Below are 26,211 nucleotides of genomic sequence, written 5' to 3' on the forward strand. Positions count from 1 at the left end.
AGGGCCTGGATCAGCACACTCGGCACCCCGCTCAACCCGAACCCGCCCACCGCCAGCGACGCACCCTCCGGCACATCCACCACCGCATCAGCGGCGGAACGTATGACCTTGTCCATCAGCAGGCCGCCAGATCGGAGGGGTGCTGGGCCAGGGGCGTGACGTCGACCGTCATGTACGAGAACAGGGGGAGGTTCCACAGGATCCGGTGCAGTGCCTCGTTGTCGGGCACGTCGAAGACGCTGATGTTGGCGTACTGCCCGACGCACCGCCAGATGTGCACCCACTCCCCCGACTTCTGCAGTTCCTGGCAGTAGGCCTTCTCACGGGCCATCAGGTCCGCGCGGACCTCGGGGTCGAGGTCGCGGGGAATCGCCACGTCCATCCGTACCGCGTAGAGCACCGCCGATCACGCCCTGTCGAGGACGAAGTCGTAGGTGACCTCGCGGCCGCTGCCGTCGGACACCGGCGTGGGGGCGAGGATCAGTTCGGGCTTCACGGCGGAGGCGATGTCGTCGGCTACGTGGTTCCCGCCCTCGAAGTACAGCTGGGTGGTGATGAGTTGGTGGCCGGGCGCCGACACCTTCAGATGCAGGTGGGCCGGGCGCCACGCGTGCCAGCCGGCCGCCGCGATGAGCCTGCCGCAGGAGCCGTCGGTCGGGATCTGGTACGGCGCCGGTTCGATGGTGTGGATCCAGAAGTGCCCGGTGTCGTCGGCGATGACCGTGCCGCGCAGGTTCCACTCGGGCAGGTTGGACGCGAACTGCGCGTAGTAGCCGTCGTTGTCGGCGTGCCAGATCTCCACGGCGGCGCCGGTCAGCGGGGTGCCGTCGACGGAGCGGACCTGGCCCTGGAAGAGGAGCGGGGTGCCCTCCTCGGCCTCGCGCATGGGGAGGGTGGCCTCGGCGGGCAGGCTCGGCGACCCGGGGATGTAGTAGGGGCCCTCGATGGTGCCCTTGCTGCCCTGGCGGTTCTCGTTGGCGACCTCCTCGACGACGTGCTCCAGCCACACGTCGAGGAAGAGCGGCCACTCGCCGTCCTCACCGACCTGGATGAGCCACGACTTCAGGGCGTCGTACTCGTCGTAGGTGACCTTGTGGCGGCGGATGATGTCGTGGGCGGCCGTGAGGAGTTCGGTGACCAGGGTGTCCACGCGCTTGGTCCCCACGTCGGCCGTCGAGGACCGCTGCTTGGCGCGGAACTGCTCGGTGGCGGCGGCTCCGGAGGCGGCCGCGGTGGCCCGGTCGGTGATGGTGTCGCTCATTGTCTTCCCGTCCCTTGGAAACAACTCGGATGTCGTGTCAGGTGTCCTGGCGGTAGCGCGCCAGCTTCTCGGGGTCGATGTCGATGCCGAGCCCGGCGCCCTCGCGCAGGCGCAGGGTGCCGTGCTCGATGGTCAGCGGCTCGGTGAGCAGGTCGTCGGTCATGTCGAGGAAGTTGGACAGTTCGCCCGCGTGCCGGGAGGTGCTGCGGTGCGCGGCGCCGAAGGTGACCGTGCACAACGTGCCGATCTGGCCGTCGATCTGATTGCCCATCACCACCTCCACGCCGAGCCCCTCGCACTCGTGCAGCACGCGCTGGGAGGCGGTGAAGCCGGTGCGGGCGGTCTTGATGCTGATGGCGGTGGCGGAGCCGCCGAGGAGTTCGCGGGTCACCTCGGCGGCCCGGGTGGCGCTCTCGTCGGCGATGAAGGGGATCGGGCTCTGCGCGACGAGCCAGCGGCGGCCGAGCACGTCGTCGGCGGGGCAGAGTTCCTCGGCGAAGGTCAGGCCCAGGTCCGCCATCTCACGCAGGGCGCGCGCCGATTCGGACGCCGTCCAGCCGCGGTTGCCGTCGATGTAGAGGTCGACGTCCGGGCCGAGGGCCTCGCGCAGCGCCCGGCAGGCGGCGACGTCCTCGCCGTAGGGCTGCCGTCCGACCTTCACCTTGAAGGTGGCGATGCCGTACGTGTCCCGGATGCGTTCGGCGTCGGCGACCATTTCGGCGGCGGGTGCGAAGCCGACCATGTGGCTGACGCGCATGCGGTCGGTGTAGCCGCCGAGCAGGCCGGAGACGGGCAGCCCGGCGACCTGGCCGAGAATGTCCCAAAGGGCCATGTCGACGGCCGACTTGGCGGCGGGATTGCCGACGGTGCGGTCCAGCCGCTCGTGGACGGCCTCGCGCTCCAGGGCGGTCAGGCCCGTCAGCTGCGGGGCGAAGATCTTGTCGATGACGGCGACGATCGACTCCTGGGTCTCACCGTACGTGTACGGCCGGGGCGGGGCCTCGGCCGTGCCGACCAGGCCCTCGTCGGTGTGCACCCGGACCAGGACGTGGTCGGCGGTGTGCACCTCGCCGCTGGCGAACTTCAGCGGTTTGGCGTACGGGATGGCGAAGGGGATGGCCTCCACCTTGACGATCTTCATGCCGCTCCTTCGAGGAACATGTCGTTCTGCTCCAGCACCTGGAGGACGTTGCGCAGCAACGGGGACTCGTCGTCCGCGCGCCAGGCGAGCACCAGCGGCACCGTGAGCGCGTCCTCGATGTCCTTGCACACCACGCCCTCGCGGGGCGCGGAGCGGACGGACTCCGGCAGAAGCGCGACGCCGAGGCCGGCCGCCACCAGGGCGAGCGCGGCGGAGGTCTCGGTGATCTCGTAGGCGAGGTGCGGGTAGAAGCCGGCGGCCAGGCAGCTGCGGACGACGGCATCGTTGAGCACGGAGCCGAGCGTGGCGCCGTACATGATGAAGTCCTCGTGCCTGAGCTGCTCGATCCGGACGACGTCTTCCTCGGCGAGCCGGTGCTCGGCCGGTACGGCGGCGACGAGCCGCTCGTCGGCGAGCGGGCGCCGGCTGATGCCCTCCTGGCGGACCGGCGGGCGCAGGACGCCGACGTCGAGGCGGCGCTCGATCAGCCCGAGCTCCTGTGCGGGCGTGAGCATCTCGGTGTGCACCTCCATCATCACGTGCGGCAGCTCCTTCTTCAGCAGCCGTGCCAGGGCGGGCAGTTGGCGGTACGAGGCGGCGCCCGTCAGGCCCACCCGGAGCACCCCCTCGACTCCCTCCGCGAAGCGGCCCACCCGCGTCACCGCCTCGTCGACGGCTTTGAGGATGTGCTCCACGTCGGTGCGGAACACCTCGCCGGCGCCGGTCAGGGTGACCTGCCGGGTGGTGCGGGCGAAGAGTTCCACGCCCAGTTCCGACTCCAGGCGGCGGATCGCCTGGGAGAGCGGCGGCTGGGCCATGTGCAGGCGTTCCGCGGCCTTTCCGAAATGGCGCGTCTCGGCGACGGCCGCGAAATACCGAAGATGCCTGAGCTCCATCGGGCTGCCCCTTTCCTTTTCGGGGCCCTCGAATGCGTTCAGCGTAGAGAGGGGATCCCATACGACACAAATACCTGATTGCAGCCTATTAAGACGCTGCAGATATCAATACCCCCCTGGGTCAACCCTGGGGGAATGTCCGGGGCCGACCGCCCACCGCGCTGACATGGTGCTGAAAGCAATGGCAGCGGGCGCACCCCAGAGCCGGGCGCCCGGCGCGGAAGGGAAGGGACGGGATGATGGCCGAGGACTTCAGGCGGGCACGGAGCATCCTCGACGACGCCCTCGTGGAAGACCCCGACAACGGTGTGTACCGGGTCCGGCGCAATGTCTTCACCGACGAGGAACTCTTCGAGCTGGAGATGCAGCACATCTTCGAGGGGAACTGGGTCTATCTCGCCCACGAGAGCCAGATCCCCGAGACCGGCGACTACTTCACGACGTACATCGGCCGCCAGCCCGTGGTCGTCTCCCGTGACAAGCAGGGGGAGCTGCACTGCCTGATCAACGCGTGCAGCCATCGGGGAGCGATGCTGTGCCGCCGCAAGACCGACAACCGCACGACGTTCACCTGTCCTTTCCACGGCTGGACGTTCAACAACACCGGCCGGCTGCTGAAGGTGAAGGACCCGCGCGAGGCGGGGTACCCGGAGCAGTTCAACAAGGACGGCTCGCACGATCTGCGGAAGGTCGCCCGTTTCGAGAGCTACCGGGGTTTCCTGTTCGGCAGCCTCAGCGACGCCGTGAAGCCGCTGCGCGACCATCTGGGTGACGCGGCGGTCGTGATCGACATGATCGTCGACCAGTCCCCCGAGGGCCTTGAGGTGCTGCGCGGCTCGTCCACGTACCACTACGACGGCAACTGGAAGCTCCAGGCGGAGAACGGCGCCGACGGCTACCACGTCTCCGCCACGCACTGGAACTACGCGGCCACCCAGGCCCGCCGCACCTCCGGCGAGTCCAAGAACGACACGAAGACCATGGACGCCGGCGGCTGGTCCAGGCAGCAGGGCGGCTTCTACTCCTTCGACCACGGGCATCTGCTGCTGTGGACGAAGTGGCTCGACCCCGCCAACCGGCCGCTGTTCAGCAGGCGCGACGAGCTCGCCGAGCAGTTCGGCGCGGAGAAGGCGGACTGGATGATCGGCGTCTCGCGCAATCTCTGTCTGTATCCGAACGTCTACCTGATGGACCAGTTCAGCTCGCAGATACGGCACTTCCGGCCCCTGTCCGTCGACCGGACCGAGGTGACGATCTACTGCATCGCGCCGAAGGGCGAGCCGGCCGAGGACCGGGCCCGCCGTATCCGCCAGTACGAGGACTTCTTCAACGCCACCGGCATGGCCACGCCGGACGACCTGGAGGAGTTCCGCTCCTGCCAGAAGACGTACGCCGCCTCGGCCGCGCCGTGGAACGACCTCAGCCGCGGTGCCGTGCATCAGATCGACGGCCCGGACGAGGACGCCAGGAAGATCGGCATCAACCCGGTCGCCAGCGGGGTGCGCACCGAGGACGAGGGGCTCTACCCCGTCCAGCACGGCTACTGGCGCGAGACCCTGCGCAAGGCCCTGGAGGTGACCAAGTGAGCACCTCCGTCGACGAGTTGACGCTCGAAGGCGTCCGCCAGTTCCTCTACCGCGAGGCCCGCCACCTCGACGACCGCGAGTTCGAGGCGTGGCTGGAGTGCTACCACCCCGACGCCGAGTACTGGATGCCGGCCTGGGCCGACGACGAGGGGCTGACGACCGACCCGCAGCGCGAGATCTCGCTGATCTACTACCCGAACCGGGCGGGCCTGGAGGACCGTGTCTTCCGCATCCGCACCGACCGCTCCAGTGCGACCAGCCTGCCCGAGCCGCGCACCGGCCACAACATCACCAACGTCGAGATCACCGGCCGCGACGGCGACCTGGTGGACGTGCGGTTCAACTGGTTCACGCTCTACTACCGCTACCACACGGTCGACACCTACTTCGGCACGTCGTACTGCACGCTCGACGTCTCCGGGCCCCAGCCGCTGATCACGCGCAAGAAGGTCGTCCTGAAGAACGACTACGTGCACCACGTCGTCGACATCTACCACGTCTGAGCCGCGCGAAATGAGCAGCCGCATGTCCTTCCAGATCGCCCTGAACTTCGAGGACGGCATCACCCGGTTCGTCGAGTGCCGCCCGGACGAGACCGTCGCCGAGGCGTCGTACAAGGCCCGTATCAACATCCCGCTCGACTGCCGCGACGGCGCCTGCGGCACCTGCAAGTCGCTGTGCGAGTCCGGCAGTTACGACGGCGGCGACTACATCGACGAGGCGCTCACCGACGACGAGGCCGCCGCGGGCTACTGCCTGCCCTGCCAGATGACCCCGCGGAGCGACCTCGTCCTGCGCGTCTCCTCCTCCTCGGCCGCCGCGAAGACCTCCGCAGCCACCTTCGGCGCCACACTCGCCGAGGTCCGCCACCACTCCCCCAGCACCGTCGAGTTCACGCTCGACGTGGACGACCGGGACCGTCTCGACTTCCTGCCCGGCCAGTACGTCAACATCGCCGTGCCCGGCACCGGCCTGTCGCGCTCGTACTCCATGAGCTCCGGCCCGACGCAGCGCCGGCTGTCCTTCCTGGTGCGGACGGTGCCGGGCGGGGCCATGTCCGGCTATCTCACCGAACGCGCCCGCGCGGGCGACCGGCTGGAGTTCACCGGCCCGATGGGCAGCTTCTACCTGCGTCAACCGGCCCGCCCCGTGCTGCTGTTGGCGGGCGGCACCGGGCTGGCCCCGCTGCTGTCGATGCTGGAGCGCGTGGCGCAGCAGCCGGCGTCCCACCCGGTCCATCTGCTGTACGGCGTCACCGGTGACCAGGACCTGGTCCATCTGGACACGCTCGCGGACTACGCCCGGGTCGTCCCGTCCTTCACCTTCGACCACTGCGTGGCCGACGCGGCGAGCGCCGCCCGCAACAAGGGCTTCGTCACCGGCCTGATCGGCTCCTCGACCCTCCACGACGGCGACGTCGACATCTACCTGTGCGGCCCGCCGGCCATGGTCGACGCGGTCCGCGGCCACATCACGTCCCTCGGCGTGGTCCCGGCCGGCTTCCACTACGAGCGGTTCACCCCGGCAGCCGCGCGCGAGACGGCGGAGGCGGCGTGAGCGTGCACCCTGCGCGGTTCGGGGGCAAGGCGGTGGTGGTCACCGGAGCGGCCCAGGGCATCGGGCTCGCGGTCGCCGGGCGGCTGGCGGCCGAGTCCGCCGAGGTGACCCTCGTGGACCGCTCCGAGCTGGTCCACGAGGCGGCGGCCGCGCTGGACGCGCACGCGGTGACCGCCGACCTGGAGACGTACGCGGGCGCCGAGGAGGCGGTGGCCGCCGCACTGGAGCGGCACGGCCGGGTCGACGTGCTGGTGAACAACGTGGGCGGCGCGATCAACTTCAAGCCGTTCACCGAGTTCTCCGCGCCCGAGATCGCGGCGGAGGTGACCCGTTCCCTGCTCACCACGCTGTGGTCGTGCCGTGCGGTGCTGCCCGCCATGTGCGAACAGGGACGCGGGGTGATCGTCAACGTGTCCTCGGCGGCGACCCGCGGCATCCACCGCATCCCGTATTCGGCGGCCAAGGGCGGCATCAACGCGCTCACCGCCTCCCTGGCCCTCGAGTACGCCGACGCGGGCATCCGGGTCGTCGCCACGGCGCCGGGCGGCACCGAGGCACCGCCGCGCCGGATCTCCCGGGGCACGCCGCAGCGGCGGACGGCGCGGGAGAAGGACTGGTTCCAGGCGCACATCGACCAGACCCTCGCCTCCTCGCTCCTCAAGCGGTACGGCACGCTCGACGAGCAGGCAGCCGCGATCTGCTTCCTCGCCTCCGACGAGGCGTCGTACATCACCGGCACGGTGCTGCCCGTCGCCGGCGGCGACCTCGGCTGACGGTCGCGGTGTTAGCGTGCGTCTCATGGAAGACCCCGCTGAGCAGCGACGACGTCTCGTCGGCCGGGAGCGGGAGGTCGCCGCGCTGACGGACGCCGTGCGGGCCTCCGGAGCGGGGCGCGCGGGCGTCGTCCTGGTCGAGGGTCCGGCGGGGATCGGCAAGACGGCGCTGGTCGAGCACGTCCTCGCACAGCACACCGGGCAGGCGGCGGTGCTGCGGGTCCGCGGGGTCTCCTGGGAGTCCGATCTGCCGCTCGGAATCGCCGGCCAGCTGCTGCGGGGCGGGTCCGCAGACGTGACTGCGCCCCATCCGGACGCTCCCGGGGCCGTCCGCGAAACGGGCCGGCTTCTGCATCGGCGGTGGGTTGCCGTGCAGGAGCGCGAGCCGCTGATCGTGGTGATCGACGACGCCCACCGGGCCGACGTGGAGAGCCTGCGCGCCGTGGCGTCCGCCGTCCGGCGCATGTCCTCGGAGCGGGTCCTGGTCGTCCTGGTCGCCCGGGACGAGGTGCGCGACCTGTACGAGGTCCGGGGGCACCGCACCGAGCTGCCGCTGTCGGTGCTGGCGGCCCTGGAGTTCCTGGACGCCTACCGCGACGACGCCGTGCGGCCCGGTCCGCTCGGTCCCGAGGAGGTGCGTGAGCTGGCGGCCCGCGTCACGGGTCCCGTCCTCGACCTGCCCGCGGCGCGGCACCTGTGCCGCCACACCGGCGGCAATCCCCGGTACCTCGCCCAGCTGCTGCACGAACTGCCGCCGGAGACCTGGCGGGAGTGGCGCCCCGAACTCCCGGCCCCCGCACGCTACTCGGCCCGGATCGGCCACCGGCTCGCCGGCTGCGGGGCCGACGCCCGCGCCCTGGTGGAGGCGTGCGCCGTGCTCGGCGCGGACGCCTCGCTCGCCGAGGCCGCCACGCTCTCCCAGGTCGCCGAGCCCGTGCCCGCGGCGGACGAGGCGGTGTCGTGCGGGCTGCTGGCGGCGACCGTCGAGCCGGGGCACGCGAAGCTGGTCTTCCCGCATCCCCTGGTGCGCGCCGCCGTCCTCGGCGGGATCGGCCTGGACCGCCGTGTCGCACTGCATCGCCGGGCCGCCGAGGCCGTCGCCGACGAGGGCCGCCGGCTGGCGCACCAGGTCGCCGCCGCCACCGCCACGGACGACTCGCTCGCCGACGCGCTCGACCGCTACGCCGGTGAACGCGCCGCGGCCGGGGAATGGGCCGCCGTCGCCGAGGCCCTCGTCCGGGCCGGCCGGCTGACGACCGGGCGGGCCGCACGCGAGGACCGCGTCCTGCGCGCGGTGGACGCGATGGTCGGTGCGGGCGACGTGCCTCAAGCCATGGCGTTCGCCGACGAGTTGGAGAGCTATCCCGCGGGAACGCTGCGCGACGCGGTCCTCGGCTACGTGGCCGTCATGCGGGGCCGGCCCGCCGAGGCGGAGGCGCTGCTCACCGCGGCGTGGCGGCACTGCGACCCGGAGCGTGAGCCCGGCCTCACGGCGACGGTGTGCCAGCGGCTCGTCCTGCACGCCCTGGGCCGCTGGGACGGGAAGGACATGGTCGGCTGGGCGCGCCGGGCCATCGAGCTGGCGACCCCCGGCGATCCCTCGGCCATCGAGTCCGAGGCGGTCCTGGGGCTCGGGCTGGCCGCCATGGGCCGTGCCGAGGACGCCCTGGCCACGTACGAGGCGGCGGCGGCCGAGTTGCCCGACGGCGCCCATCCGCAGCGCTTCGGGCTCGGGCGCGGCTGGGTCGATCTCGCGCTGGACGCGCCCGAGGCCGCCCGCCCCCTGCTCGAGGCGGCGGTGCCGACCGGCTACCGGCTGGGCTCGACCAGGATCTCGCTCTGGGCGCAGGGCTGGCTCGCCCGCACCCAGTTCGCCCTGGGCACCTGGCCGGAGGCGCTGGAGACGGTGCAGCGCGCGGCCGCCCATCTCGCCGAGGCCCGTATCGAGCTGGCCCGCCCGCTCGTGCACTGGACCGGCGCCCAGATCCACGCCCTGCGCGGCGACTGGGACCTGGCCGACCGGCATGTGGGGGCGGCGGCCGTCGGGCTGCACCACTACGAGGTCATGCTGGTCCCGGCGTGCCTGGCCCGCGCGCAGGTCGCCGAGGCACGGGGCGACTACCGCCGGGTCGTCGAGGCGCTGTCACCCGTGGCCCAGCTCGGCGCGCGGGAGTCGATCGACGAGCCGAGCTTCTGGCCCTGGCCCGACGTGTACGCCAACGCCCTGGTGATGACCGGCCGCCTCGACGAGGCCGACGGCTTCCTCACCCCGCACGAGGAGCTGGCCGCCCGCCGGCGCCGCCGCTCCGCCCAGGCCCGCCTCGGACTGGCCCGGGCCCGGCTCACCGCGGCCCGGGGCGACATCGACACCTCGCGCACGGAGTTCGAGCGGGCCCTCGCGCACCTGGAACACCTCCCGCTCCCCTACGACCGCGCCCGGGTCAATTTCGCGTTCGGGCAGACCCTGCGCAGGGCGGGCAAGCGCCGTGACGCGGACGCTGTGCTGAGGAACGCCCGGGACGCCTACGCCACGCTCGGCGCCCGCACCTATGTGGCGCGCTGCGACCGGGAGCTGCAGGCGGGCGGTCTGCACGGCACGCGTCTGAGTGCGGGGATGGCCCAACTCACCCCACAGGAGCGGGCGGTGGCCCGGCTCGTCGCGGGCGGCGCCACCAACCAGCAGACGGCGCTCGAGCTCTTCATCTCCGTCAAGACGGTCCAGTACCACCTGACGCATGTGTACGCCAAGCTCGGCATCCGCTCGCGCAGTGAACTCGCCGCGAGCTTCCGGGAGGCCGAGCCGGCGGACTGACGGCCGCCGGACCGACCGGCCCTCGGAGGGGCGACCGCCGGCCTAGGAGGGCACGTCCGGCAGCGCCACGCCCAGCCTCTCGGCGTGTTCGGTGAGCTCGCGCCAGAGGCCGATCAGCGTCTGCGGCAGGCCGAGGCCCGCGAGACCGCCGGGGTCGAGCGCCTCTTGCACGTCGTCGTTCTCCATGACGGTGAAGGGCCGCATGGCCGGTGCGGTGCGGGCAGGCGAGGCCCGGGCCTCGGCGGGCGGCAGGACGTCGTGGACTGCTCGGTCATGAAGAAGGTGGGGGAAGCGGCGTCGGCCTGCCCCGCGAGGCGCGTCATCTCGGCCGTTCCCAGCAGGAGCCCGGGGGCGCCGGTCACGGTGGAGGCGAGGCCGGACGGTCCGGGGCCGTAGACGTCGACGGGGTTCTGGAAGCCCGGCGCGCAGTAGTGGGTCACCGCTCCGCGTCCGCAATCGACCACGTACGTACAGCCGTTGACGACCAGCGCGGAGGAGATGTCGGCCTGCGGGATGGGTGCGCGTCCGGGGGATCGCCCATCGATTCACACATGGCGGGACAGCTCCTTCGTGCGGCTCGAATCGTGCGCTGCCGCAGTCGTCACCGGGCGCAGTGCGGTCCACGGTCCGGGCGAAGGCTGGGGCGCGGACGCGGGCCGCTGCGACCACACTGGGAACGGCACCTACGACGTAGAGCCTGAAGGAGAGCGAGATGACCGCGATGGCGAACCTGCCCGAGGTGGTGTCGCGTGAGGAGTGGCTCGCCGCCCGCAAGGAGCTGCTGGCGCGGGAGAAGGAGCTCACCCGGCTGCGGGACCGGGTCAACGCGGAGCGGCGGCGGCTGCCGATGGTCCGCGTCGACAAGCCGTACACCTTCCAGGGCCCGGACGGGCCGGTGGGTCTCCTCGACCTGTTCGAGGGGCGGCCCCAGCTGGTCATGCACCACTTCATGTGGATCTACGACGTCGACGCCGACGGCACCGAGCACCCGCGCGAGACCGGCTGCTCCAGCTGCTCCTCCGCCGCCGACCAGATCGGCAGGCTGCGCCAGCTCCATGTGCGCAACACCAGTCTGGTCGCGGTGTCCCGGGCGCCGTTCCCGACGATCGACGCGTTCCGGGAGCGCATGGGGTGGACGTTCCCCTGGTACTCCTCGGCCGGAAGCGACTTCAACTACGACTTCCACGCGTCGGTCGACGAGCGGGTGGCACCGGTACGGATCTTCCACCGCGACGAGGCCGAACTCGCCGAGGCCGGGATGCCGTGGTCGCCAAAGATGCGCGGCGACTGGCCGGGCATCAGCGCGTTCCTGCGCGTCGGGGACGAGGTCTTCCACACGTATTCGACCTTCGGCCGCGGTATCGAGGAGTTCCACAACGGCTATCCGTGGCTCGATCTGACCGCTCTCGGGCGTCAGGAGGAGTGGGAGGAGCCGACGGGCCGGGCGGTTCCGCTCGGTCTTCAGGTCGGCGGGCCCGCCATGCGCCTGCCGGACGAATATGACAGTTGAAAAGGCCGAATGGCCGGAACTCCCCCGAGTGTGACCACTGTTGACCGGTGATAACTGAGAAACATTCAGTTACCGATGGTAATGCCTTGCATTCACGCCACATTTACCCGTAGACCTTGCTCCACAATCTGCCGGGGCTCTGGGGGGAGTTGGCGCATGCAAGGCACGATTGACGGGTTCCGCTATGGTGCGGTGACCCCGGTGGCGGCCTATCTGACAGCCTGCCTGGGCGGGGCTCTGGGACTGCGCTGCATCGTCAGGTCCCTCGTCAACGAACAGTCATGGAAGGCCGGTTGGCTGGCGCTCGGCGCCGCATCGATCGGCAGCGGCATTTGGACCATGCATTTCATCGCGATGCTCGGCTTCCAGGTCGCGGAGACCGGGATCCGCTACGACAGGGAACTCACTCTGCTGAGCCTCGCCGTGGCCATCGTCGTGGTCGGCATCGGCGTGTTCATCGTCGGCTACCGGGGCGCGGGCAAGGTCACCCTGGCCCTCGCCGGCGGGGTCACCGGCATCGGCGTCGCGGTCATGCACTACATCGGCATGGCGGCGATGCGCATGAACGGAGACATCCAGTACCGCACCTACACCGTGGTGCTGTCCGTCGTCATCGCGATCGTCGCGGCAACCGCCGCTCTGTGGGCGGCCGTCAGTGTCCGGGGCTTCATGACGAGCCTCGGGGCGAGTCTGGTCATGGGCGTGGCGGTGTCCGGCATGCACTACACGGCCATGGCCGCCGTCAGCGTCCATGTGCACGGCAACCGCAGTGCGACCTGGTCCGGCGACTCGCCCTCCTCGCTCCTGTTCCCCATGCTCCTGGGACCCGCGGTGTTCCTGCTGCTGGCCGGTGTGGTGGTCATGTTCGACCCGCTGCTGGTGCTGGGCGACGGCGAGTGGAGCGACAGGGGCTCCGGTACGCGCTCCAGGTCGAGGTCGCGCCGGATCCTCGCGGCCGAGGCGCCACCGGAGCCCGTTCCGGAACACGGCCCCGCCCTCTTCGGCGGTCCCGTGATCTCCGCCCGTCCACGGCAGGAGGACTACGGACCGGCCGCGCCCGCCACGCGGCAGTGGGCCCCGCCGCCCACCAGCGACGAGTGGTAGACCTCCGCCCCCGATCCGCAGGTCCGGTACGGCAGGGACGGGCAACTCCACGTCCACGGCAGCCCGTTGCCCGCACCCGCCGCACCGACCGTGCACACCCCTTCCGCTTCTCCGCTTGATCGTTGTTACGGTGCACCGGTGTCTGACTCTTCACGCGATACCGCCGAAGGCGCCGGCTGGGGCGCCGCCGAGCGCGGCGAGTACAAGGAACTGATGCCGGCCAAGGTCGAGAAGCTGTCCTGGCTCGACCCCAGGACGCTGTGGGCCGCCCGCAACGGCGTGCTGGCCTCCTGGTTCGGCGACCCCACGGGCCACATCCGCAGCAGATGGGTGGCCCAGCGCGAGGCCGCCGGAGCACCCGCCGACAAGGTGATCCGGCGCACGGACGCGGACCGGTTCTCCTTCATGGTCATCGGGGACACCGGCGAGGGCGACGATCCCCAATACGCGGTCGTCCCGGGCTTCCTGAAGATCAGTCAGGGCACGGACTTCGCCGTGATCGCCAGCGACGTCATCTATCCCGTCGGCACCGCGGACGACTACGGCACGAAGTTCTTCCGCCCCTACCAGGACTACCGGGCGCCCATCTACGCGATACCGGGCAACCACGACTGGTACGAGGGCCTGGGCGGGTTCATGCGCGTCTTCTGCGAGGACGCCCCGCCGCTGGCCCCCGAGCCGCCGCCGCGCGCCCTGACCCGGGCCTGGGCCCGCAGCCTCCTGTGGCACCGCCCCCGCGCGAAGGACGGGCGGCACCTGGACCAGGCACGGGAGTTGCGGTCCGCTCCGGACCAGCAGGCCGTCCAGCCGGGCCCGTACTGGGCCGTGGACGCGGGACCCTTGCGCATCATAGGCATCGACACCGGCCTGCTCGGCACCATCGACGCCGAACAGGGCGCCTGGCTGCGCGAGGTGTCCAAGGGCCCCCGCCCGAAGATCCTCGTCACCGGCTCGCCCCTCTACGTCGACGGGGAGCACCACCCCTGCACCATCGAGGGCGGCCACGGCACCGTCGACGACATCGTCCGCGACCCCGACCACCACTACGTGGCGGCGATAGGCGGCGACATCCACAACTACCAGCGCTACCCGGTCCAGGTGGACGGCCGCACCATCCAGTACGTCGTCTCGGGCGGCGGCGGTGCGTTCATGCACGCCACCCACACCATTCCCCGCGTCGACATCGCGAACGTCACCGAGAAGGACTTCCGCTGCTATCCGCTGCGCGGCGACTCCCTCGCCTTCTACAGCGGGCTCTACGGCCGCCGGCTGCGGCTGCGGCGCCTGTTCGCGCTCTCCGAGGACGAGGCGACGGCCGTGATCGCCGAGCGGCTCGGCATCCGGCCGACCCGCACTCCGGGCGGACCGGTGCGCGTCACCCGCCGTGCTCGCATCGTGGCCAGTCTGCTCGGCGCCGGCGGCCGCCCCGACCGCACCTCGCGCTTCCGCCTCCCCGTGCGCAAGATCTACACACAGCTGTTCTCGCCGAGCTCGGCGACGTACAGCCCGCCCTTCTTCAAGTGCTTCCTGCGGCTGGACGTCACCCCGGACGCCGTCCACCTGCGCTGCTTCGCCGCCACCGGCAACCGCGCCCAGGAGGTCGATCCGCCGGTCGAGGACGAGGTGACCATTCCCCTGACCTGACCCGCGGCGCGGGAACACCGCCGGCCACTGGGCGGTTGGCACTGCCGTACGCGATGGAACGATCAACGACGGAGGGGCCCATGCCGCCGACCTCACGCCCCCTGCGCAAACTGGGCTTCCTCACCATCGGGCTGTTCGACGAGGCGGACCCGCGCCGGGGGCACGAGTCCACGCTGGAGATCATCGAGCTGGGCGAGCGGCTGGGCTTCGACAGCGCATGGCTGCGCCACCGCCATCTCCAGTACGGCATCTCCTCCCCCGTCGCGGTGATGGCGGCGGCCTCGCAGCGCACCAGCCGCATCGAGCTCGGCACGGCGGTCATCCCGCTCGGCTGGGAGAACCCGCTGCGGCTGGCCGAGGACCTGGCGACGGTCGACATCCTGTCCGGCGGCCGCGTCAACCCGGGCGTGAGCGTCGGCCCGCCGATGCACTACGAGCAGGTCAAGGAGGCGCTGTACCCGGACACGGGCGACGCGGAGGACTTCTCCTACGAGCGCGTACGGCGCCTGCTCGACCTCGTCCGGGGCAAGAGCGCCACCGACTTCAGCGGCGTCGAGGGCTTCGAGGTGTTCTCCGACCGGGTGCAGCCCCACTCCCCCGGCCTCGGCCGCCGGATGTGGTACGGCGGCGGCAGCCTGGGGTCGGCGCGCTGGGCCGGCGAGCAGGGCATGAACTTCCTGACCAGCAGCGTGGTGAAGGCGCAGGAGGCGGACGGGCCCGGGTTCGACTTCGCGGAGATCCAGCTCTCCCACATCCGCGCCTTCCGCACCCACCACCCCGACGGCGAGGCGGCCCGCGTCTCGCAGGGACTGGTCGTCATCCCGACCGACTCCGCCTCGCCGCGGCAGCGGGCCAGGTACGAGGAGTACGCCGCACGGCGGACGCCGCGCACGACCGCACCCCAGGGTCCGGCCCGGCTGCTGTTCGCGCCGGACATCGTCGGGACGTCGGAGGAGATCGCCGAACGCCTCCACGCCCATGCCGCGTTCCGCGAGGTGGACGAGGTGGCGTTCGCGCTGCCGTTCACCTTCGACCACGAGGACTATGTGCAGATCCTCACGGACATGGCCACGAAGCTCGGTCCGGCGCTCGGCTGGGACCCGTCCAACTAGCCCTACCAGCGCCCGGGTTCGGTCCCGACGACCGGCTCCGACGCCGTGCCGTCCACCCCGACGGGAACATCCCCGGTCAGCATCACGCGGTGCATGATCCGGGGATGGTCGAGGTGGGCGTTGTCGCCGGGGGCCAGGTGGATCGTGGCCCGGTTGTCCCAGAAGGCCACGCTGCCGGCCTCCCAGCGGAACCGCACCGTGTACTCGGGCCGTACCGCCTGCTCCAGCAGCATGTCCAGGATCGCCCGGCTCTCCGGGCGCGAGACACCGGTGATCTGCTCGACGTAGTACCCGTTGACGAACAGCACCCGCTCGCCCGTCTCCGGGTGCACCCGCACCAGCGGATGCACCGAGGCGACCTGGTGGTCCAGCAGATGGCGCAGATACGAGTCGTCGCCGGGCCGCGGCTGGTAGCCCACGCCGAGCCGGTGCTCGGCCCGCAGCCCGTCGACGAACTCCCGTACCGGGGCGGACAGTCCGGCATAGGCGGCCGCCAGGTTCGACCAGGTGGTGTCGCCTCCGTACGGCGGTACCGTCTCGGCGCGCAGAATCGTCGCGGCCGGCGGGTCGACGCGGGCGCCGTGGTCGCAGTGCCAGCCACGCAGCAGCGTGTGCCGGCGGCGCTGCAGCCACTCGTCGTGCTCCATGCCGTACCTGCCGCCCAGCTCCAGCCGGTCGGCGGTCGTCTCCACCTCGGGGACGTCCGGCGGCGAGGCACTGCCCCGCTTGCCGAGCACCACGGGCTCCCCGAACCGGCGCGCGAACGCCACGTGCCCCGTATGGTCCAGCCGCTGCCCGCGGAAGAACACCACCTTCCAGCGCAGCACCGCCGCCCGGATCGCGGCGACCACCGCGTCGTCGAGGTCGTCGGCCAGATCGACGCCGCTGATCTCGGCTCCGATGTGTCCGGCGACCGGCCGCACCGCGATCCCCGCGGCCCGTGCCGCGTCCGTCGCCGTGTCCCGCTCCGTCGTCATACGCGCTCCGATGCTTGTCCGGTCCCGTATCCGATCTTCGCAGGGAGGCGGCGCCACGACGACCTCGACGGCCTGCTACACCGTGAACTCCCGTATCACGGTGTTCCGGAACACCGCAGTACCGTCGATCGTGAAGAGGGCGAGGCCGGTGTCGACCAGATACGGGAACACCTCGCTGGAGTGCACGTACCGGCCGTCGTCGACGTACATCTCGACGGACGTGCGGTCGACGAGGACGCGGAGCTTGACCGTGCCCGCGGAGCGGTCGAACGGCGTGTGGCTCTCCTGCCACTTGCCGGACGCGTCGGGGTTGACGGTGTTGCGGCGGTTGAGGAACGCGAAGTCGCCGTAGACGCCGGCGTCGATGTGCCGGCCGCCGTCGGGTGAGCGGCGCAACTGCACGCCCGCGCCGGTGAGTTGGTCCCAGGTGACCTCGGTGGAGAACTCGTAGGAGATGCCCTTGTAGGTGAGCTCCCTGGTGCCGTTCACGGTCACGTCGCCGAGGTCCACCGTGCGGGAGACATGGGCGTCGAGTCCGGAGACGGGCCGGGAGGCCAGGTAGTAGCCGCCGGAGGCGCCGGACTTCAGCGTCACCTCGCGCACGACGGAGTCGGTGCCGTTGAAGCCGTCGCAGTCGATGGTGGGCGTGGTGCCCGGGTAGTCCCAGTTGTTGAGCCAGCCGAACGCGTACCGGGTGCTCGGGTCCAGCGCGCCCTTCGCGTCCCGCTTCTCGAAGGTGACCGCGCCGTACCAGTCCCAGCCGTGGTCGAGCCACTGCGGGTCCGCGGCATCGGCGGTGAACGCGCTGCCGTCGAAGGAACCCGTCCAGTACGCATAGGTGTTGGGCAGACCCGCACCCTTGCCGTTCGCGCTGACTCCGAGCACCCACTTCGCCGTGCCGTCCGCGGCGGTGATGCGGAACAGGTCGGGACACTCCAGGGTGCCGATCCCCTCCTTGACGAAACCCCCCGCGTACGACCAGGACTTGAGGTCGTCCGAGTGGTAGAAGCCCACCTTGGTGCCCTCGGCGAGCGCCATCACCCAGCGGCCGCGGTCCTCGTCGCGGATCACCTTCGGATCGCGGAAGTCGGCCCCGGCACCGGGGCTGGGCAGAACGGGATCGGTACCGTGGTGGGTGAACGTGCGCCCGCCGTCGGTGGAGTAGTACAGGTACTGCGCCTGGTGGTCGGTGCCGCCGCCCGGCGACATGGTCGCGATGACGATCACCGCGCCGGCGCCGAACCCCGCCGTGTCGCCGGCGTCCACCACCGCCGAGCCGGACCACACGTCGCCGTTGACGGTCGTGTCCTTGGGCACGGCGACCCCGCGGTCGGTGAAGGAGACCAGGTCGGAGGTGGTGGCCAGCCGCCAGGCCGTGCCGACGGCGCCGGTGAGGTAGTCGGCGTTGTAGAGGTAGTAGTAGTGGTACTCGCCGTCGATCCAGACCGGACGCTGCGGGTCGTTCTTCCAGGCGTCGGGGACCGTGAAGTGGTAGGCGGCGCGATAGCTCGCGCAACTCGCCCCGGCCGCCTTGGGTTTGGCGGCGGCCGGTGGTGCGGCCAGCAGGGCGACGGCTCCTCCGGCCGTCGTTCCGGCCAGCAGGGCTCTCCTGGACATCCCACGCATCACGCGTCGTTCCTCTCCTGCGGAGGCGGCTCATGTGATGCAGGACTCTGCGACCTAACTCGTTAAAGGTCAAGTCGTCACTACCCTTGACACAACCCTGCCGCGCTTCCCATCATCTGGGGCGTCAACCCTGATCTAACACGAGTTAGGCCCTCAGATGACCGACTCGCACCTCACCCGGCGCACGCTGCTGCGGTACGGCGCCTACGGGGCGGGAGCCGCCGCCCTGGCCGGCACCGCCGCGAGCTGGGACCGGCTCACCGGAGCCGACATCCCCGGACGCGACGACGGCTCCCTCGTCGTGGCCACCCTCGGCCCCGCCTACGGCCCGGAGGCCATCCGCACGCTCACCGAGGGCTTCCGCTCCGTCCACCCGGACATCAAGCTCCGGATCAACGCGGTGCAGGCCGTGGACTGGTCGGACTTCTTCGCGAAGATCCTCACCCAGATCGCCGCGGGCACCGCACCCGACCTGGTCTACGTCGCCACCGAGGGCGTGCAGCTGTTCGCGCAGCGCCTCGGCGTCGCGCTGGACCCCTGGATCAAACGGGACGCGGCCGAGCTCAAGGAGTACTTCGCCGACGTCCACCCCTCGCTCGTCGAGTCGATGATGTACGAGGGACACCTGTACCAGCTGCCGGTCGAGTTCAACGCAGCCGACATGTACCTCAACCGGCAGGTGCTCAAGCGCGCGGGAGCCGGGTTCCCGGCACCGGACTGGACCCGCGACGACTTCACCGCGCTGCTGCGGGACATGAAGAAGTCCAGCGGCTCGCAGTTCACGCCGTACTTCTGGACCAACCGGCTGTGGGGCGGTGTCGTGCCCTGGCTCTTCGCCAACGGCACCAACCTGCTCATGGAGTCCAAGGCGCCCGGCGGCTCCTGGCTCTGGGACTCCTTCTACCCGGCCGCCCAGCGCCAGGGCCGCGGCGGCGGCTTCCGCTGGACGACTCCGCAGGCCACGGACGAGCGGGTCGAGGAGGCGTACGACTACCTCGCCTCCCTCATCCAGGAGGACCTCTGCACCCGCCCCGAGGGCGGCAACGGCCAGAACCTCGTCGGCGTGTTCTCCACCGGCCGCGTCGGCGTCACGCCCGCGGGCGGCTTCTGGGCGGGCGGTCTGCATCTCGCCGGGATGCGGTCCGAAGCCTTCGACGTGCAGTACTTCCCGCGCTGGCGCACCCAGCGTCACCAGTTCGGCGCGGCCGGCTACGCCCTGCTGCGCACCTCCAAGAAGCAGGCGGAGGCCTGGGAGTTCATCAAGTACGCCGCCCGCAGGGACACCCTGATGCGGCTGTTCGACACCAACCAGACCACCCCGGCGCGCCGCTCGATGCTGACCGCCGACCGCTACCGGAAGTCCGGCCCGAAGCACTGGCAGGTCTTCTACGACACCCTCGACAAGTTCCCCGACACCGGGCCCATCCCCGCCCCGCCGCAGGTCGCCGAGGTGACCGAGGTGCTGCTGAAGCACACCGGCACGGCCCTCGCCTCGCGGCGCTCGGTGGGCCCCGCGCTGCGCCGGATGCAGGGCGACCTGGAGCAGGCCATGGAGCGTGACGTATGACGAACACCCAGGTCCCCGCCGTACGGCCGCGGGCCGCCACGCCCGCCGTGGACGTGTCGCGGCCCTCGCCCCTGCACACGCGCGGCACGCGGCTGCTGGCCGCGCTGTTCCTCGCACCGACCGTCGTCGGCATCGTCGTCTTCACGGTCGTGCCGATCCTCGGCTCCATCGTGCTGAGCCTGTTCCACTGGAACGTGATCGATCCGCCGAGCTGGGCCGGGCTCGCCAACTACCGTGCCGTGTTCACGGATTCGACGGTGCGCGTGTCGTTCCTCAACACCCTCGTCTTCATGGTGTTCGCGGTCGCCGCCCAGCTGCTGGTCGCCCTGGCGCTCGCCCTCACCCTGAACGGGCGGATGCCGACCTGGCTGCGCTCGGTGTTCCGCTCGGCGTTCTTCTTCCCGCTCGTACTGTCCGCCGCGTCCATCTCGGTCGTCATGAAGTACCTCTTCAACCAGGACTTCGGGGTGGTGAACTGGCTGCTCGGGCTGGTCGGGGTCGCACCGGTGCCATGGCTGACCTCGGAGCACGCGGCGCTGGCCACGGTGGTCATCGTCTACGTGTGGCAGCAGTTCGGCTTCTCGTTCCTGCTGTTCATCGGCGGCCTGAACAACATCCCCAAGGAGGTTCACGAGGCGGCCTCCCTGGACGGCGCGACCGGTCTGCGCAAGCACCTGCACGTGACGCTCCCGCTGCTGTCGCCCACGCTGCTGGTCGCGACCGTCGTCGGCGTCATCAACGCCCTTCAGGTCTTCGAGCAGCCGTACGTCCTCACCGACGGCGGGCCCGGCGACTCCACCCGCACCGTCGTGATGGTCATCTACGAGACGGCGTTCGAGCAGCTGCGCTTCGGCGAGGCGTCCGCGGTGGGCGTCCTGCTGTTCGTCCTGATCATGGCGGTGACCGCCCTCCAGTTCCGGCTCAGCCGGCGTTTCGTCCACTACCAGTGAGCCGGGTGACTCCCATGAGCCAAGCAACCCTGTCCGTCGGCCGTGCCCGGTACTCGCTCGGGCCCTGGGCGCGCATCGCCGGGCTGACCGTGTGCGCGCTGCTGACCCTCGGTCCGGTCATCTACACGATCTCCACCTCCCTGCGCACCCCTGCGGAGTCCTTCGACCTGCCGCCGCAGATCATCCCCGCGCATCCCACCACCGCGGCCTACCGCGGGGTCTTCGACCAGATCGACGTGTGGCTGCTCGCCCTGAACTCCACGCTGGTGACCGCGCTGATCGCCGTCGGCCAGATGGTCACGGCGGGCCTGGCCGGATACGCCTTCGCACGCCTCGAGTTCCGTTTCAAGAAGCCCCTGTTCGGGCTGGTCCTGGCGACCATGATGGTGCCCCTGCAGGTCACGATCGTGCCGGTGTTCCTGGTGCTGAAGTCGATGGGCCTGACCGACACCCTGCTCGGCCTGATCATCCCGGCCTTCCCGACCGCGTTCGGCACCTTCCTGATGCGCCAGTACTTCCTGGGCATGCCCAAGGACCTGGGCGAGGCGGCCATGCTGGACGGCGCCGGGCCCTGGCGCGTCTTCCGATCCGTGTACGCCCCGTTGGCCGCGCCCGGGCTGGCGATCGTCGGCGTCCTGGCCTTCAACTACCACTGGAACGAGTTCTTCCGCCCGCTGATCCTGGAGACCTCCGGCCAGAACTACACGCTGCCGCTGGGCCTGGTCTCGCTCCAGGGCAACCTCGGCACCGGCTCCATCTCCGTCGTCCTCGCCGGAGTCGTCCTCTCCATGATCCCCGCCGTCGCCGTGTTCGTCGTCGGCCAGCGTCCTCTGCGCGAGGGCATCACGTCCGCAGGAGTCAACCGTTGAGCCTCGACCCCAACGCCCCGCGTCTCAGGGTCCGTCCGCCGGCCGGCTGGATCAACGACCCCAACGGGCCGTTCCGTTGGCGGGACCGCTACCACCTCTTCTACCAGCACAATCCCGACGCGCCCGTGCACGCGAACGTCCACTGGGGCCATGTCTCCAGCCCCGACCTCGCGCACTGGGAGCACCACCCGATCGCGCTCGCCCCGACCCCCGGCGGCCCCGACGAGGCGGGCTGCTGGTCCGGCTGCGTGGTCGACGACGACGGTGTGCCCACCGCCGTCTACACCGGCGTGGACCGTCACCACACCGGCGCCGGCTCCATCTGCCTGGCCCGGGCCGTGGTCCCCGACGACGAGACGCTCACCGACTGGAAGCCCCTGCCCACCCCCGCCGTCTCCGGCCCGCCCGCGGGCCTCGACGTGGTCATGTTCCGCGACCCGTTCGTGTTCACGGCGGGCGGGCGGCGCTGGGCACTCGTCGGCGCGGGCCACGAGGACGGCACACCGTCCGTCCTGCTCTACGACTGCGCCGACCTCACCGACTGGCGCTTCGCCGGCGTGCTCATCGACGGCAACGACCCGGTCGCGGCGGACGTGTTCGGCGACAAGGCGGTGGGCTGGGAGTGCCCGCAGATGTACGCGACAGCGAGCGGCCAGTGGGTGCTCGTGCTGTCGCTGTGGGACGGAGATCCGTGCGCCACGGGCTATCTGACGGGCAGTCTTCGGCCGTGTGGGGAAGACGAGTTGCCCTTCGTGCCGGTCGACGAGGGCGGACTTCGCTTCGAAGCACGGGTCGGCGGCCGGCTCGACCACGGCCGGGACCTCTACGCCCCCGCCGTGCTCCAGGACCCGGACCGGGCCCTGATGTGGGGCTGGTCCTGGGAGGCCCGCGACCAGCGCGAGGTCGACCGTGCCGGGTGGGCGGGGGTCCTGTCCGCACCACGGGTCGTGGACGTCCACCCGGACGGCACCCTGCGCGTCGCACCGGCCCCGGAGCTCGAACTCCTGCGGGCGAAGGCCCCGTTCGTCACCTCACCCGGCGGCGGCGCGGTTCCGCTTCCGCAGTCGTGCGACCTCACCGTCACCGCGCAGGGTCCGACCACGGTGAGCCTGCTGCGCTCCGCCTCCGGCGCCGAGCTGACGGTGCTGCTGGACCCGGACGAGGGCACGGTGACGCTGGACCGCGCCGAGTGGCCGCGGACCCGCCCCGACGGTGCGGCGCCCATCGTCGTACGGGCAACGGGCAGGCAGGTACGCGTCCTTGTCGACGGCTCACTGCTGGAGGTGTTCGTGGACGACCACGCGACGATCACCGAGCGCGTGTACCGACGGCCGGGGGACGTGGCCGAGCTCGTGGTGCGGGGCGAGGCGGGCGGGGTCAGTGGGTGGGAGCTGGTTCCGGAGGTGCGCGGCTGACCCGCACGCGCGGGTCAGCGGCTGACGCCGGAGCGGCCACGCCTCCGTGCCCGGCGGACCGGCGGGAGTCGTCCGCCCGTGGCGCAACCGCCACCCCGGCGGTCGCAGCCCTCAGCGGGTGGGCGCCGGTCCCACCGACGCGCGGCTGATCACCGGGCATGCGATCCGTCGCGTGGCCGCGGGCGGGGTGCGGCCGGTCTCGATGGAGTCGAGCAGGAGGCGGGCGGCGGCCTCGCCCATCGCGCGGTGGGGCAGCGCAACCGTGGTCAGGGGCGGGGTGAGGAACTCGGCCATGTGTTCCTGGTCGTCGTAGCCCACCACCGACAGGTCCCCGGGAACCTCGATGCCCAGCCGGGTCGCGGCGTGCAGGACGCCTGCCGCGACCCGGTCGTTGTAGCAGAAGATGCCGGTCGGGCGGCGGTCGGCGGGGGTGGTGCCGAGGACGCGGGTCGCGCCGTCGTAGCCGCCGGAGATCTCCCCGCCCGTGCGCAGGACCCGGTCCTTGGGGACCGTGATGCCCTCGGCCCGCAGGGCGTCGCGGAAGCCGCGCAGCCGCTCCACCGAGGCGATGTCGTCCTGTCCGCCGATCACGGCGACCCTCCGGTGCCCCTGCTCCAGCAGGAGCCGCGCGGCCGTACGGCCTCCGGCCCGTTCGGCCGGGATCACGGCGGGCAGGGAGTCGTCCTCGGGCAGGCAGTTGGCGAGGACGGAGTGCGTGCGGTGCAGGCCCTCGGGCACGCGGACCCGGCGCAGCGACATGGCGGCGTAGATGATGCCGTCCACGCGCCGGTCGAGGAGCTCGGCGACGGCCGCGTCCTCCTTGGCCGGATCGCCGCCGGAGTCGACCGTGAGCACCAGGTGGTCGTTGTCCCACGCGGTCTCCATGGCACCACGCAGCAGCCTGCCCGCGAACGGCGTGGAGGCGATCTCGTCGGTGACCAGGCCGATCACGGCCGTACGGCGGCGGCGCAGACCGCGGGCGACGGGGTCAGGGCGGTAGCCCAGCCGGGCGGCGGCCTGGCGGATCCGTTCCTGGGTGGCGGGCGAGAGGTTGCCCTCGGCGCGGCCGTTGAACACGAAGGAGACGGCGGTGTGCGACACGCCCGCGAGCCGCGCGACGTCCCGTGACGTGGGGCGCCCCGTGCCCGCCGGCCGCTTCTCCTCGGTGCCGCCCATGCCGTCCGCCGCCCTCATCCCCCACCCGCCCGGTTGATCACAGCTCACCCTATCCGTGAGGCTGGAGGTACGGCACAGTCGAGGGAAAGGTCCCACGGTGATCAGCATCCCGACGCACCAGCTCAACGACGGCACGACGCTTCCCGCTCTCGGCCTGGGCACCTGGCCGATGAGCGACGAGGAGGCGGAACGGGCGGTGTCCGAGGCCCTGCAGACGGGCTACCGCCTGGTCGACACGGCCACCAACTACCGCAACGAGTCCGGCGTGGGCCGCGGCGTCGCCCGCAGCGGCGTCCCCCGCGAGGAGATCGTGGTGACGACGAAGCTCCCGGGCCGGCATCACGGCTACGAGGAGACTCTCGCCTCGTTCGAGGAGTCCCGCGCCCGCCTCGGCGTGGAGTACGTCGATCTCTACCTCATCCATTGGCCGCTGCCCCGTGTCGACAAGTACGTCGATTCCTGGCGGGCCATGATCAAGCTGCGCGAGGAAGGGCTGATCCGCTCGATCGGCGTCTCGAACTTCACCGTCGAGCACATCGAGCGGCTGGAGAAGGAGACCGGGGTGCTTCCGTCGGTCAACCAGATCGAGCTGCACCCCTTCTTCCCGCAGGAGGAGCTGCGTGCCTTCCACTCGGCCAAGGGCATCGTCACCGAGAGCTGGAGCCCTCTCGGCCGGGGCACGAGCCTGCTCAAGGACCCTGTCGTCGCCGGCATCGCCGAGGCCCTGGGCGTGACACCCGGGCAGGTCGTCCTGCGCTGGCACACGCAGCTGGGCGCGGTGCCCATCCCCAAGTCGTCGGATCCCGAGCGGCAGCGCGAGAACCTCGACGTCTTCGGTTTCGAACTGGGCCCCTCCCAGCTCACCGCGGTCGCCGAACGGGCCCATCGGCGCATCGGTGGGGACCCTGAGGTGCACGAGGAGTTCTGAGGCAGGAGCCGGGTACCCGGTCCCCCCGCCGGACGGGGCCGTACGGAAGGAGCCGGAGGTGGCCGGTCAGGAGAGGTTGCGGGACTACCACCGCAAGCGCGATTTCGGGCGGACCGGGGAGCCGCGGGGCCGGGCGGCGGAAGCGGGCGAGGAGCCGCGGTTCGTCGTGCAGATCCACGACGCCAGCACCCTGCACTTCGACTTCCGGCTCCAGGTCGGCGACGTCCTCAGGTCGTGGTCCGTCCCGAAGGGACCGTCCGGCGATCCGCACGACAAGCGGCTCGCCGTGCCCACGGAGGACCATCCGCTGGAGTACGAGGAGTTCGAGGGCGTGATCCCGAAGGACGAGTACGGCGGCGGCACGGTGATCGTGTGGGACCACGGCGTCTACGAGCCCCTGAGCCACGACCGCAAGGGGCGGCCCGTCGACTTCGAGGAGTCTCTCGAACACGGGCACGCCCGCTTCCGCCTCAAGGGCTCGAAGCTGCACGGCGAGTACGCGCTCACCCGGTTCCGCGGCGGCGGGAAGGACGACGGACAGGACGCCGCCGAGGAGGCCTGGCTGCTGGTCAAGGCGGGCGGAAAGTCCCGGGGCCCCGCAACCCCCGATCCCCGCCGGGCCCGCTCGGTCAGCAGCGGCCGCACCCTCGCCCAGGTCGCCTCGCACGACGGGGACGACGGGGAGGGGTGAGCGGCGGCCGCTGCGCCCGGCACCAACCGGGCCGGCGAGCCATGAGGAGGCCTGACGCGGATTGTCGAGTTCCGGCCCCAACTTCCTTACCAGGAGCCTATGTTCACGTCGGAACTCGATCTCCGCATCCCGTCCTGAGAGGCCATCCGTATGCGCAACGCGCTCCGTACCGCCTTGGTCGGCGTGGTCGTCACCGGCTCGGTCCTGACGTGTGGCACCGCCGGTGCGACGCCGCCCGGCCCGGGCGTGACCGGCAAGCTGATCAGTCAGACCACCGTCGGCGACACCGACTACGTCGTCCGCGAGATCACCGTCCCGCCCGGCCAGAGCACCGGCTGGCACTACCACGACGGCATCGTCTACGGCTTCGTACGCAAGGGCACTCTCACCCACTACCACGCGGACTGCGCCCAGGACGGCGTCTACCGGACCGGCACCACGGTCCGCGAGCCGGGCGGTCCGGGCGATGTCCACCTGGGCCGGAACGAGGGCGAGGCCCCTCTGGTCCTCGACGTGCTGTACGTCCTGCCGCACGGCGCGCCGTACTCGGAGGACGTGCCGAACCCGGGCTGCTCGTTCCAGTGATCGGCGCCTGCTGACGGAGCGCGGTCGGAGG

The 26,211-nt window shown here is 71.2% G+C and carries 25 protein-coding genes; 16 read left to right on the top strand and 9 right to left on the bottom strand.

The genetic code is table 11. The annotated features are described in order from the left end of the window. The 5 genes from ACFU97_RS43115 to ACFU97_RS43135 all read right to left on the bottom strand — a co-directional run. Window positions 1–116, bottom strand: a 116-nt coding sequence (locus ACFU97_RS43115; protein WP_384268073.1) for a CoA-transferase, incomplete at its 3' end; no start/stop codon positions are given. Continuing rightward, window positions 116–400, bottom strand: coding sequence for a muconolactone Delta-isomerase (catC, locus tag ACFU97_RS43120; RefSeq protein ID WP_384267980.1), 285 nt, complete (start codon window positions 398–400; stop codon window positions 116–118). The genes catC and ACFU97_RS43115, both read right to left, overlap by 1 nt. A 6-nt stretch (window positions 401–406) precedes the next feature. Then, a complete protein-coding gene (gene catA, locus ACFU97_RS43125) occupies window positions 407–1,261 on the bottom strand; it encodes a catechol 1,2-dioxygenase (protein ID WP_384267983.1) in 855 nt (284 codons plus the stop codon). A 37-nt stretch (window positions 1,262–1,298) separates the two neighbouring features. Continuing rightward, window positions 1,299–2,402 carry a mandelate racemase/muconate lactonizing enzyme family protein gene (locus tag ACFU97_RS43130; protein ID WP_384267985.1) on the bottom strand — a complete coding sequence of 368 codons (1,104 nt, stop codon included), beginning with the start codon at window positions 2,400–2,402 and terminating at the stop codon, window positions 1,299–1,301. Next, window positions 2,399–3,298: a LysR substrate-binding domain-containing protein gene (locus ACFU97_RS43135; RefSeq protein ID WP_384267988.1), complete on the bottom strand. Its 900-nt coding sequence runs from the start codon at window positions 3,296–3,298 to the stop codon at window positions 2,399–2,401. The genes ACFU97_RS43130 and ACFU97_RS43135 overlap by 4 nt, the downstream gene beginning before the upstream one ends. Before the next feature lie 239 nt (window positions 3,299–3,537). Between ACFU97_RS43135 and benA the strand changes: the two genes are divergently transcribed. The 5 genes from benA to ACFU97_RS43160 are packed head-to-tail and all read left to right on the top strand — an operon-like array spanning window position 3,538 to window position 10,026. Next, window positions 3,538–4,884: a benzoate 1,2-dioxygenase large subunit gene (benA, locus tag ACFU97_RS43140; protein ID WP_384267990.1), complete on the top strand. Its 1,347-nt coding sequence runs from the start codon at window positions 3,538–3,540 to the stop codon at window positions 4,882–4,884. Beyond that, window positions 4,881–5,387 carry a benzoate 1,2-dioxygenase small subunit gene (gene benB, locus ACFU97_RS43145; RefSeq protein ID WP_384267992.1) on the top strand — a complete coding sequence of 169 codons (507 nt, stop codon included), beginning with the start codon at window positions 4,881–4,883 and terminating at the stop codon, window positions 5,385–5,387. The genes benA and benB overlap by 4 nt, the downstream gene beginning before the upstream one ends. A 22-nt stretch (window positions 5,388–5,409) precedes the next feature. Then, on the top strand, window positions 5,410–6,441 hold the full coding sequence (benC, locus tag ACFU97_RS43150) for a benzoate 1,2-dioxygenase electron transfer component BenC (RefSeq protein ID WP_384267995.1): 1,032 nt from the start codon (window positions 5,410–5,412) through the stop codon (window positions 6,439–6,441). Further along, window positions 6,438–7,214 carry a benzoate diol dehydrogenase BenD gene (benD, locus tag ACFU97_RS43155; RefSeq protein WP_384267998.1) on the top strand — a complete coding sequence of 259 codons (777 nt, stop codon included), beginning with the start codon at window positions 6,438–6,440 and terminating at the stop codon, window positions 7,212–7,214. Before benC ends, benD begins: the two co-directional genes overlap by 4 nt. A 25-nt stretch (window positions 7,215–7,239) precedes the next feature. Beyond that, window positions 7,240–10,026 (top strand): AAA family ATPase, encoded by a 2,787-nt coding sequence (locus ACFU97_RS43160; protein ID WP_384268000.1) that lies wholly within the window; start codon window positions 7,240–7,242, stop codon window positions 10,024–10,026. A gap of 42 nt (window positions 10,027–10,068) precedes the next feature. Here ACFU97_RS43160 and ACFU97_RS43165 read toward each other — a convergent pair whose 3' ends face one another. Further along, window positions 10,069–10,230: a hypothetical protein gene (locus tag ACFU97_RS43165; RefSeq protein ID WP_384268002.1), complete on the bottom strand. Its 162-nt coding sequence runs from the start codon at window positions 10,228–10,230 to the stop codon at window positions 10,069–10,071. A 508-nt stretch (window positions 10,231–10,738) separates the two neighbouring features. On the opposite strand from ACFU97_RS43165, the gene ACFU97_RS43170 reads away from it, so the two are divergent. The 4 genes from ACFU97_RS43170 (at window position 10,739) to ACFU97_RS43185 (ending at window position 15,396) form a co-directional block, all read left to right on the top strand. Continuing rightward, window positions 10,739–11,536 carry a DUF899 domain-containing protein gene (locus ACFU97_RS43170; protein ID WP_384268005.1) on the top strand — a complete coding sequence of 266 codons (798 nt, stop codon included), beginning with the start codon at window positions 10,739–10,741 and terminating at the stop codon, window positions 11,534–11,536. Window positions 11,537–11,692: 156 nt separating this feature from the next. Then, a complete protein-coding gene (locus tag ACFU97_RS43175) occupies window positions 11,693–12,640 on the top strand; it encodes an MHYT domain-containing protein (protein WP_384268007.1) in 948 nt (315 codons plus the stop codon). 138 nt (window positions 12,641–12,778) lie between these two features. Beyond that, on the top strand, window positions 12,779–14,284 hold the full coding sequence (locus ACFU97_RS43180; protein ID WP_384268010.1) for a metallophosphoesterase family protein: 1,506 nt from the start codon (window positions 12,779–12,781) through the stop codon (window positions 14,282–14,284). A gap of 80 nt (window positions 14,285–14,364) precedes the next feature. Next, window positions 14,365–15,396 carry an LLM class flavin-dependent oxidoreductase gene (locus ACFU97_RS43185; RefSeq protein ID WP_384268012.1) on the top strand — a complete coding sequence of 344 codons (1,032 nt, stop codon included), beginning with the start codon at window positions 14,365–14,367 and terminating at the stop codon, window positions 15,394–15,396. Window positions 15,397–15,398: 2 nt separating this feature from the next. On the opposite strand, the gene ACFU97_RS43190 is transcribed toward ACFU97_RS43185, so the two are convergent. Both ACFU97_RS43190 and ACFU97_RS43195 read right to left on the bottom strand, forming a co-directional pair. Then, complete coding sequence (locus tag ACFU97_RS43190) at window positions 15,399–16,373, bottom strand: TauD/TfdA dioxygenase family protein (RefSeq protein WP_384268015.1); 975 nt, start codon at window positions 16,371–16,373, stop codon at window positions 15,399–15,401. Window positions 16,374–16,448: 75 nt separating this feature from the next. Continuing rightward, window positions 16,449–17,999: a glycoside hydrolase family 32 protein gene (locus ACFU97_RS43195; RefSeq protein ID WP_384268017.1), complete on the bottom strand. Its 1,551-nt coding sequence runs from the start codon at window positions 17,997–17,999 to the stop codon at window positions 16,449–16,451. 157 nt (window positions 18,000–18,156) lie between these two features. On the opposite strand from ACFU97_RS43195, the gene ACFU97_RS43200 reads away from it, so the two are divergent. The 4 genes from ACFU97_RS43200 to ACFU97_RS43215 are packed head-to-tail and all read left to right on the top strand — an operon-like array spanning window position 18,157 to window position 22,800. Then, window positions 18,157–19,566, top strand: coding sequence for an extracellular solute-binding protein (locus tag ACFU97_RS43200; protein WP_384268020.1), 1,410 nt, complete (start codon window positions 18,157–18,159; stop codon window positions 19,564–19,566). Then, window positions 19,563–20,516, top strand: coding sequence for a carbohydrate ABC transporter permease (locus ACFU97_RS43205; protein ID WP_384268022.1), 954 nt, complete (start codon window positions 19,563–19,565; stop codon window positions 20,514–20,516). The genes ACFU97_RS43200 and ACFU97_RS43205 overlap by 4 nt, the downstream gene beginning before the upstream one ends. Window positions 20,517–20,530: 14 nt before the next feature. Beyond that, on the top strand, window positions 20,531–21,385 hold the full coding sequence (locus ACFU97_RS43210; RefSeq protein WP_384268024.1) for a carbohydrate ABC transporter permease: 855 nt from the start codon (window positions 20,531–20,533) through the stop codon (window positions 21,383–21,385). Continuing rightward, on the top strand, window positions 21,382–22,800 hold the full coding sequence (locus tag ACFU97_RS43215) for a glycoside hydrolase family 32 protein (protein ID WP_384268027.1): 1,419 nt from the start codon (window positions 21,382–21,384) through the stop codon (window positions 22,798–22,800). The genes ACFU97_RS43210 and ACFU97_RS43215 overlap by 4 nt, the downstream gene beginning before the upstream one ends. 111 nt (window positions 22,801–22,911) lie before the next feature. Here ACFU97_RS43215 and ACFU97_RS43220 read toward each other — a convergent pair whose 3' ends face one another. Continuing rightward, the gene (locus tag ACFU97_RS43220; protein ID WP_384268076.1) at window positions 22,912–23,976 is read right to left on the bottom strand and encodes a LacI family DNA-binding transcriptional regulator; all 1,065 of its coding nucleotides are present in this window, start codon (window positions 23,974–23,976) and stop codon (window positions 22,912–22,914) included. A gap of 97 nt (window positions 23,977–24,073) precedes the next feature. Here ACFU97_RS43220 and ACFU97_RS43225 point away from each other — a divergent pair, with 97 nt between their 5' ends. The 3 genes from ACFU97_RS43225 (at window position 24,074) to ACFU97_RS43235 (ending at window position 26,180) form a co-directional block, all read left to right on the top strand. Further along, entirely contained in the window at window positions 24,074–24,904 is an 831-nt protein-coding gene (locus ACFU97_RS43225) for an aldo/keto reductase (protein ID WP_384268029.1), read from the top strand. A 58-nt stretch (window positions 24,905–24,962) separates the two neighbouring features. Further along, a complete protein-coding gene (locus tag ACFU97_RS43230) occupies window positions 24,963–25,595 on the top strand; it encodes a DNA polymerase ligase N-terminal domain-containing protein (protein ID WP_384268032.1) in 633 nt (210 codons plus the stop codon). A 150-nt stretch (window positions 25,596–25,745) separates the two neighbouring features. Further along, complete coding sequence (locus ACFU97_RS43235) at window positions 25,746–26,180, top strand: cupin domain-containing protein (protein ID WP_384268036.1); 435 nt, start codon at window positions 25,746–25,748, stop codon at window positions 26,178–26,180. Window positions 26,181–26,211: the final 31 nt, after the last annotated feature.

It is taken from the genome of Streptomyces sp. NPDC057616, assembly GCF_042800575.1.
In the GTDB taxonomy this organism is placed as follows: Bacteria; Actinomycetota; Actinomycetes; order Streptomycetales; family Streptomycetaceae; genus Streptomyces.

Bases quoted from the DNA above. Each gene is read 5' to 3' on its own strand.
- ACFU97_RS43205 (WP_384268022.1), top strand. From the start codon at position 19,563: ATGACGAACACCCAGGTCCCCGCCGTACGGCCGCGGGCCGCCACGCCC.
- ACFU97_RS43190 (WP_384268015.1), bottom strand. From the start codon at position 16,373: ATGACGACGGAGCGGGACACGGCGACGGACGCGGCACGGGCCGCGGGG.
- benC (WP_384267995.1), top strand. From the start codon at position 5,410: ATGTCCTTCCAGATCGCCCTGAACTTCGAGGACGGCATCACCCGGTTC.
- ACFU97_RS43160 (WP_384268000.1), top strand. From the start codon at position 7,240: ATGGAAGACCCCGCTGAGCAGCGACGACGTCTCGTCGGCCGGGAGCGG.
- ACFU97_RS43185 (WP_384268012.1), top strand. From the start codon at position 14,365: ATGCCGCCGACCTCACGCCCCCTGCGCAAACTGGGCTTCCTCACCATC.
- ACFU97_RS43175 (WP_384268007.1), top strand. From the start codon at position 11,693: ATGCAAGGCACGATTGACGGGTTCCGCTATGGTGCGGTGACCCCGGTG.
- ACFU97_RS43220 (WP_384268076.1), bottom strand. From the start codon at position 23,976: ATGGGCGGCACCGAGGAGAAGCGGCCGGCGGGCACGGGGCGCCCCACG.
- ACFU97_RS43200 (WP_384268020.1), top strand. From the start codon at position 18,157: ATGACCGACTCGCACCTCACCCGGCGCACGCTGCTGCGGTACGGCGCC.
- ACFU97_RS43170 (WP_384268005.1), top strand. From the start codon at position 10,739: ATGACCGCGATGGCGAACCTGCCCGAGGTGGTGTCGCGTGAGGAGTGG.
- catA (WP_384267983.1), bottom strand. From the start codon at position 1,261: ATGAGCGACACCATCACCGACCGGGCCACCGCGGCCGCCTCCGGAGCC.
- ACFU97_RS43235 (WP_384268036.1), top strand. From the start codon at position 25,746: ATGCGCAACGCGCTCCGTACCGCCTTGGTCGGCGTGGTCGTCACCGGC.
- ACFU97_RS43130 (WP_384267985.1), bottom strand. From the start codon at position 2,402: ATGAAGATCGTCAAGGTGGAGGCCATCCCCTTCGCCATCCCGTACGCC.
- ACFU97_RS43165 (WP_384268002.1), bottom strand. From the start codon at position 10,230: ATGCGGCCCTTCACCGTCATGGAGAACGACGACGTGCAAGAGGCGCTC.
- ACFU97_RS43210 (WP_384268024.1), top strand. From the start codon at position 20,531: ATGAGCCAAGCAACCCTGTCCGTCGGCCGTGCCCGGTACTCGCTCGGG.
- ACFU97_RS43195 (WP_384268017.1), bottom strand. From the start codon at position 17,999: ATGCGTGGGATGTCCAGGAGAGCCCTGCTGGCCGGAACGACGGCCGGA.
- benA (WP_384267990.1), top strand. From the start codon at position 3,538: ATGGCCGAGGACTTCAGGCGGGCACGGAGCATCCTCGACGACGCCCTC.
- ACFU97_RS43135 (WP_384267988.1), bottom strand. From the start codon at position 3,298: ATGGAGCTCAGGCATCTTCGGTATTTCGCGGCCGTCGCCGAGACGCGC.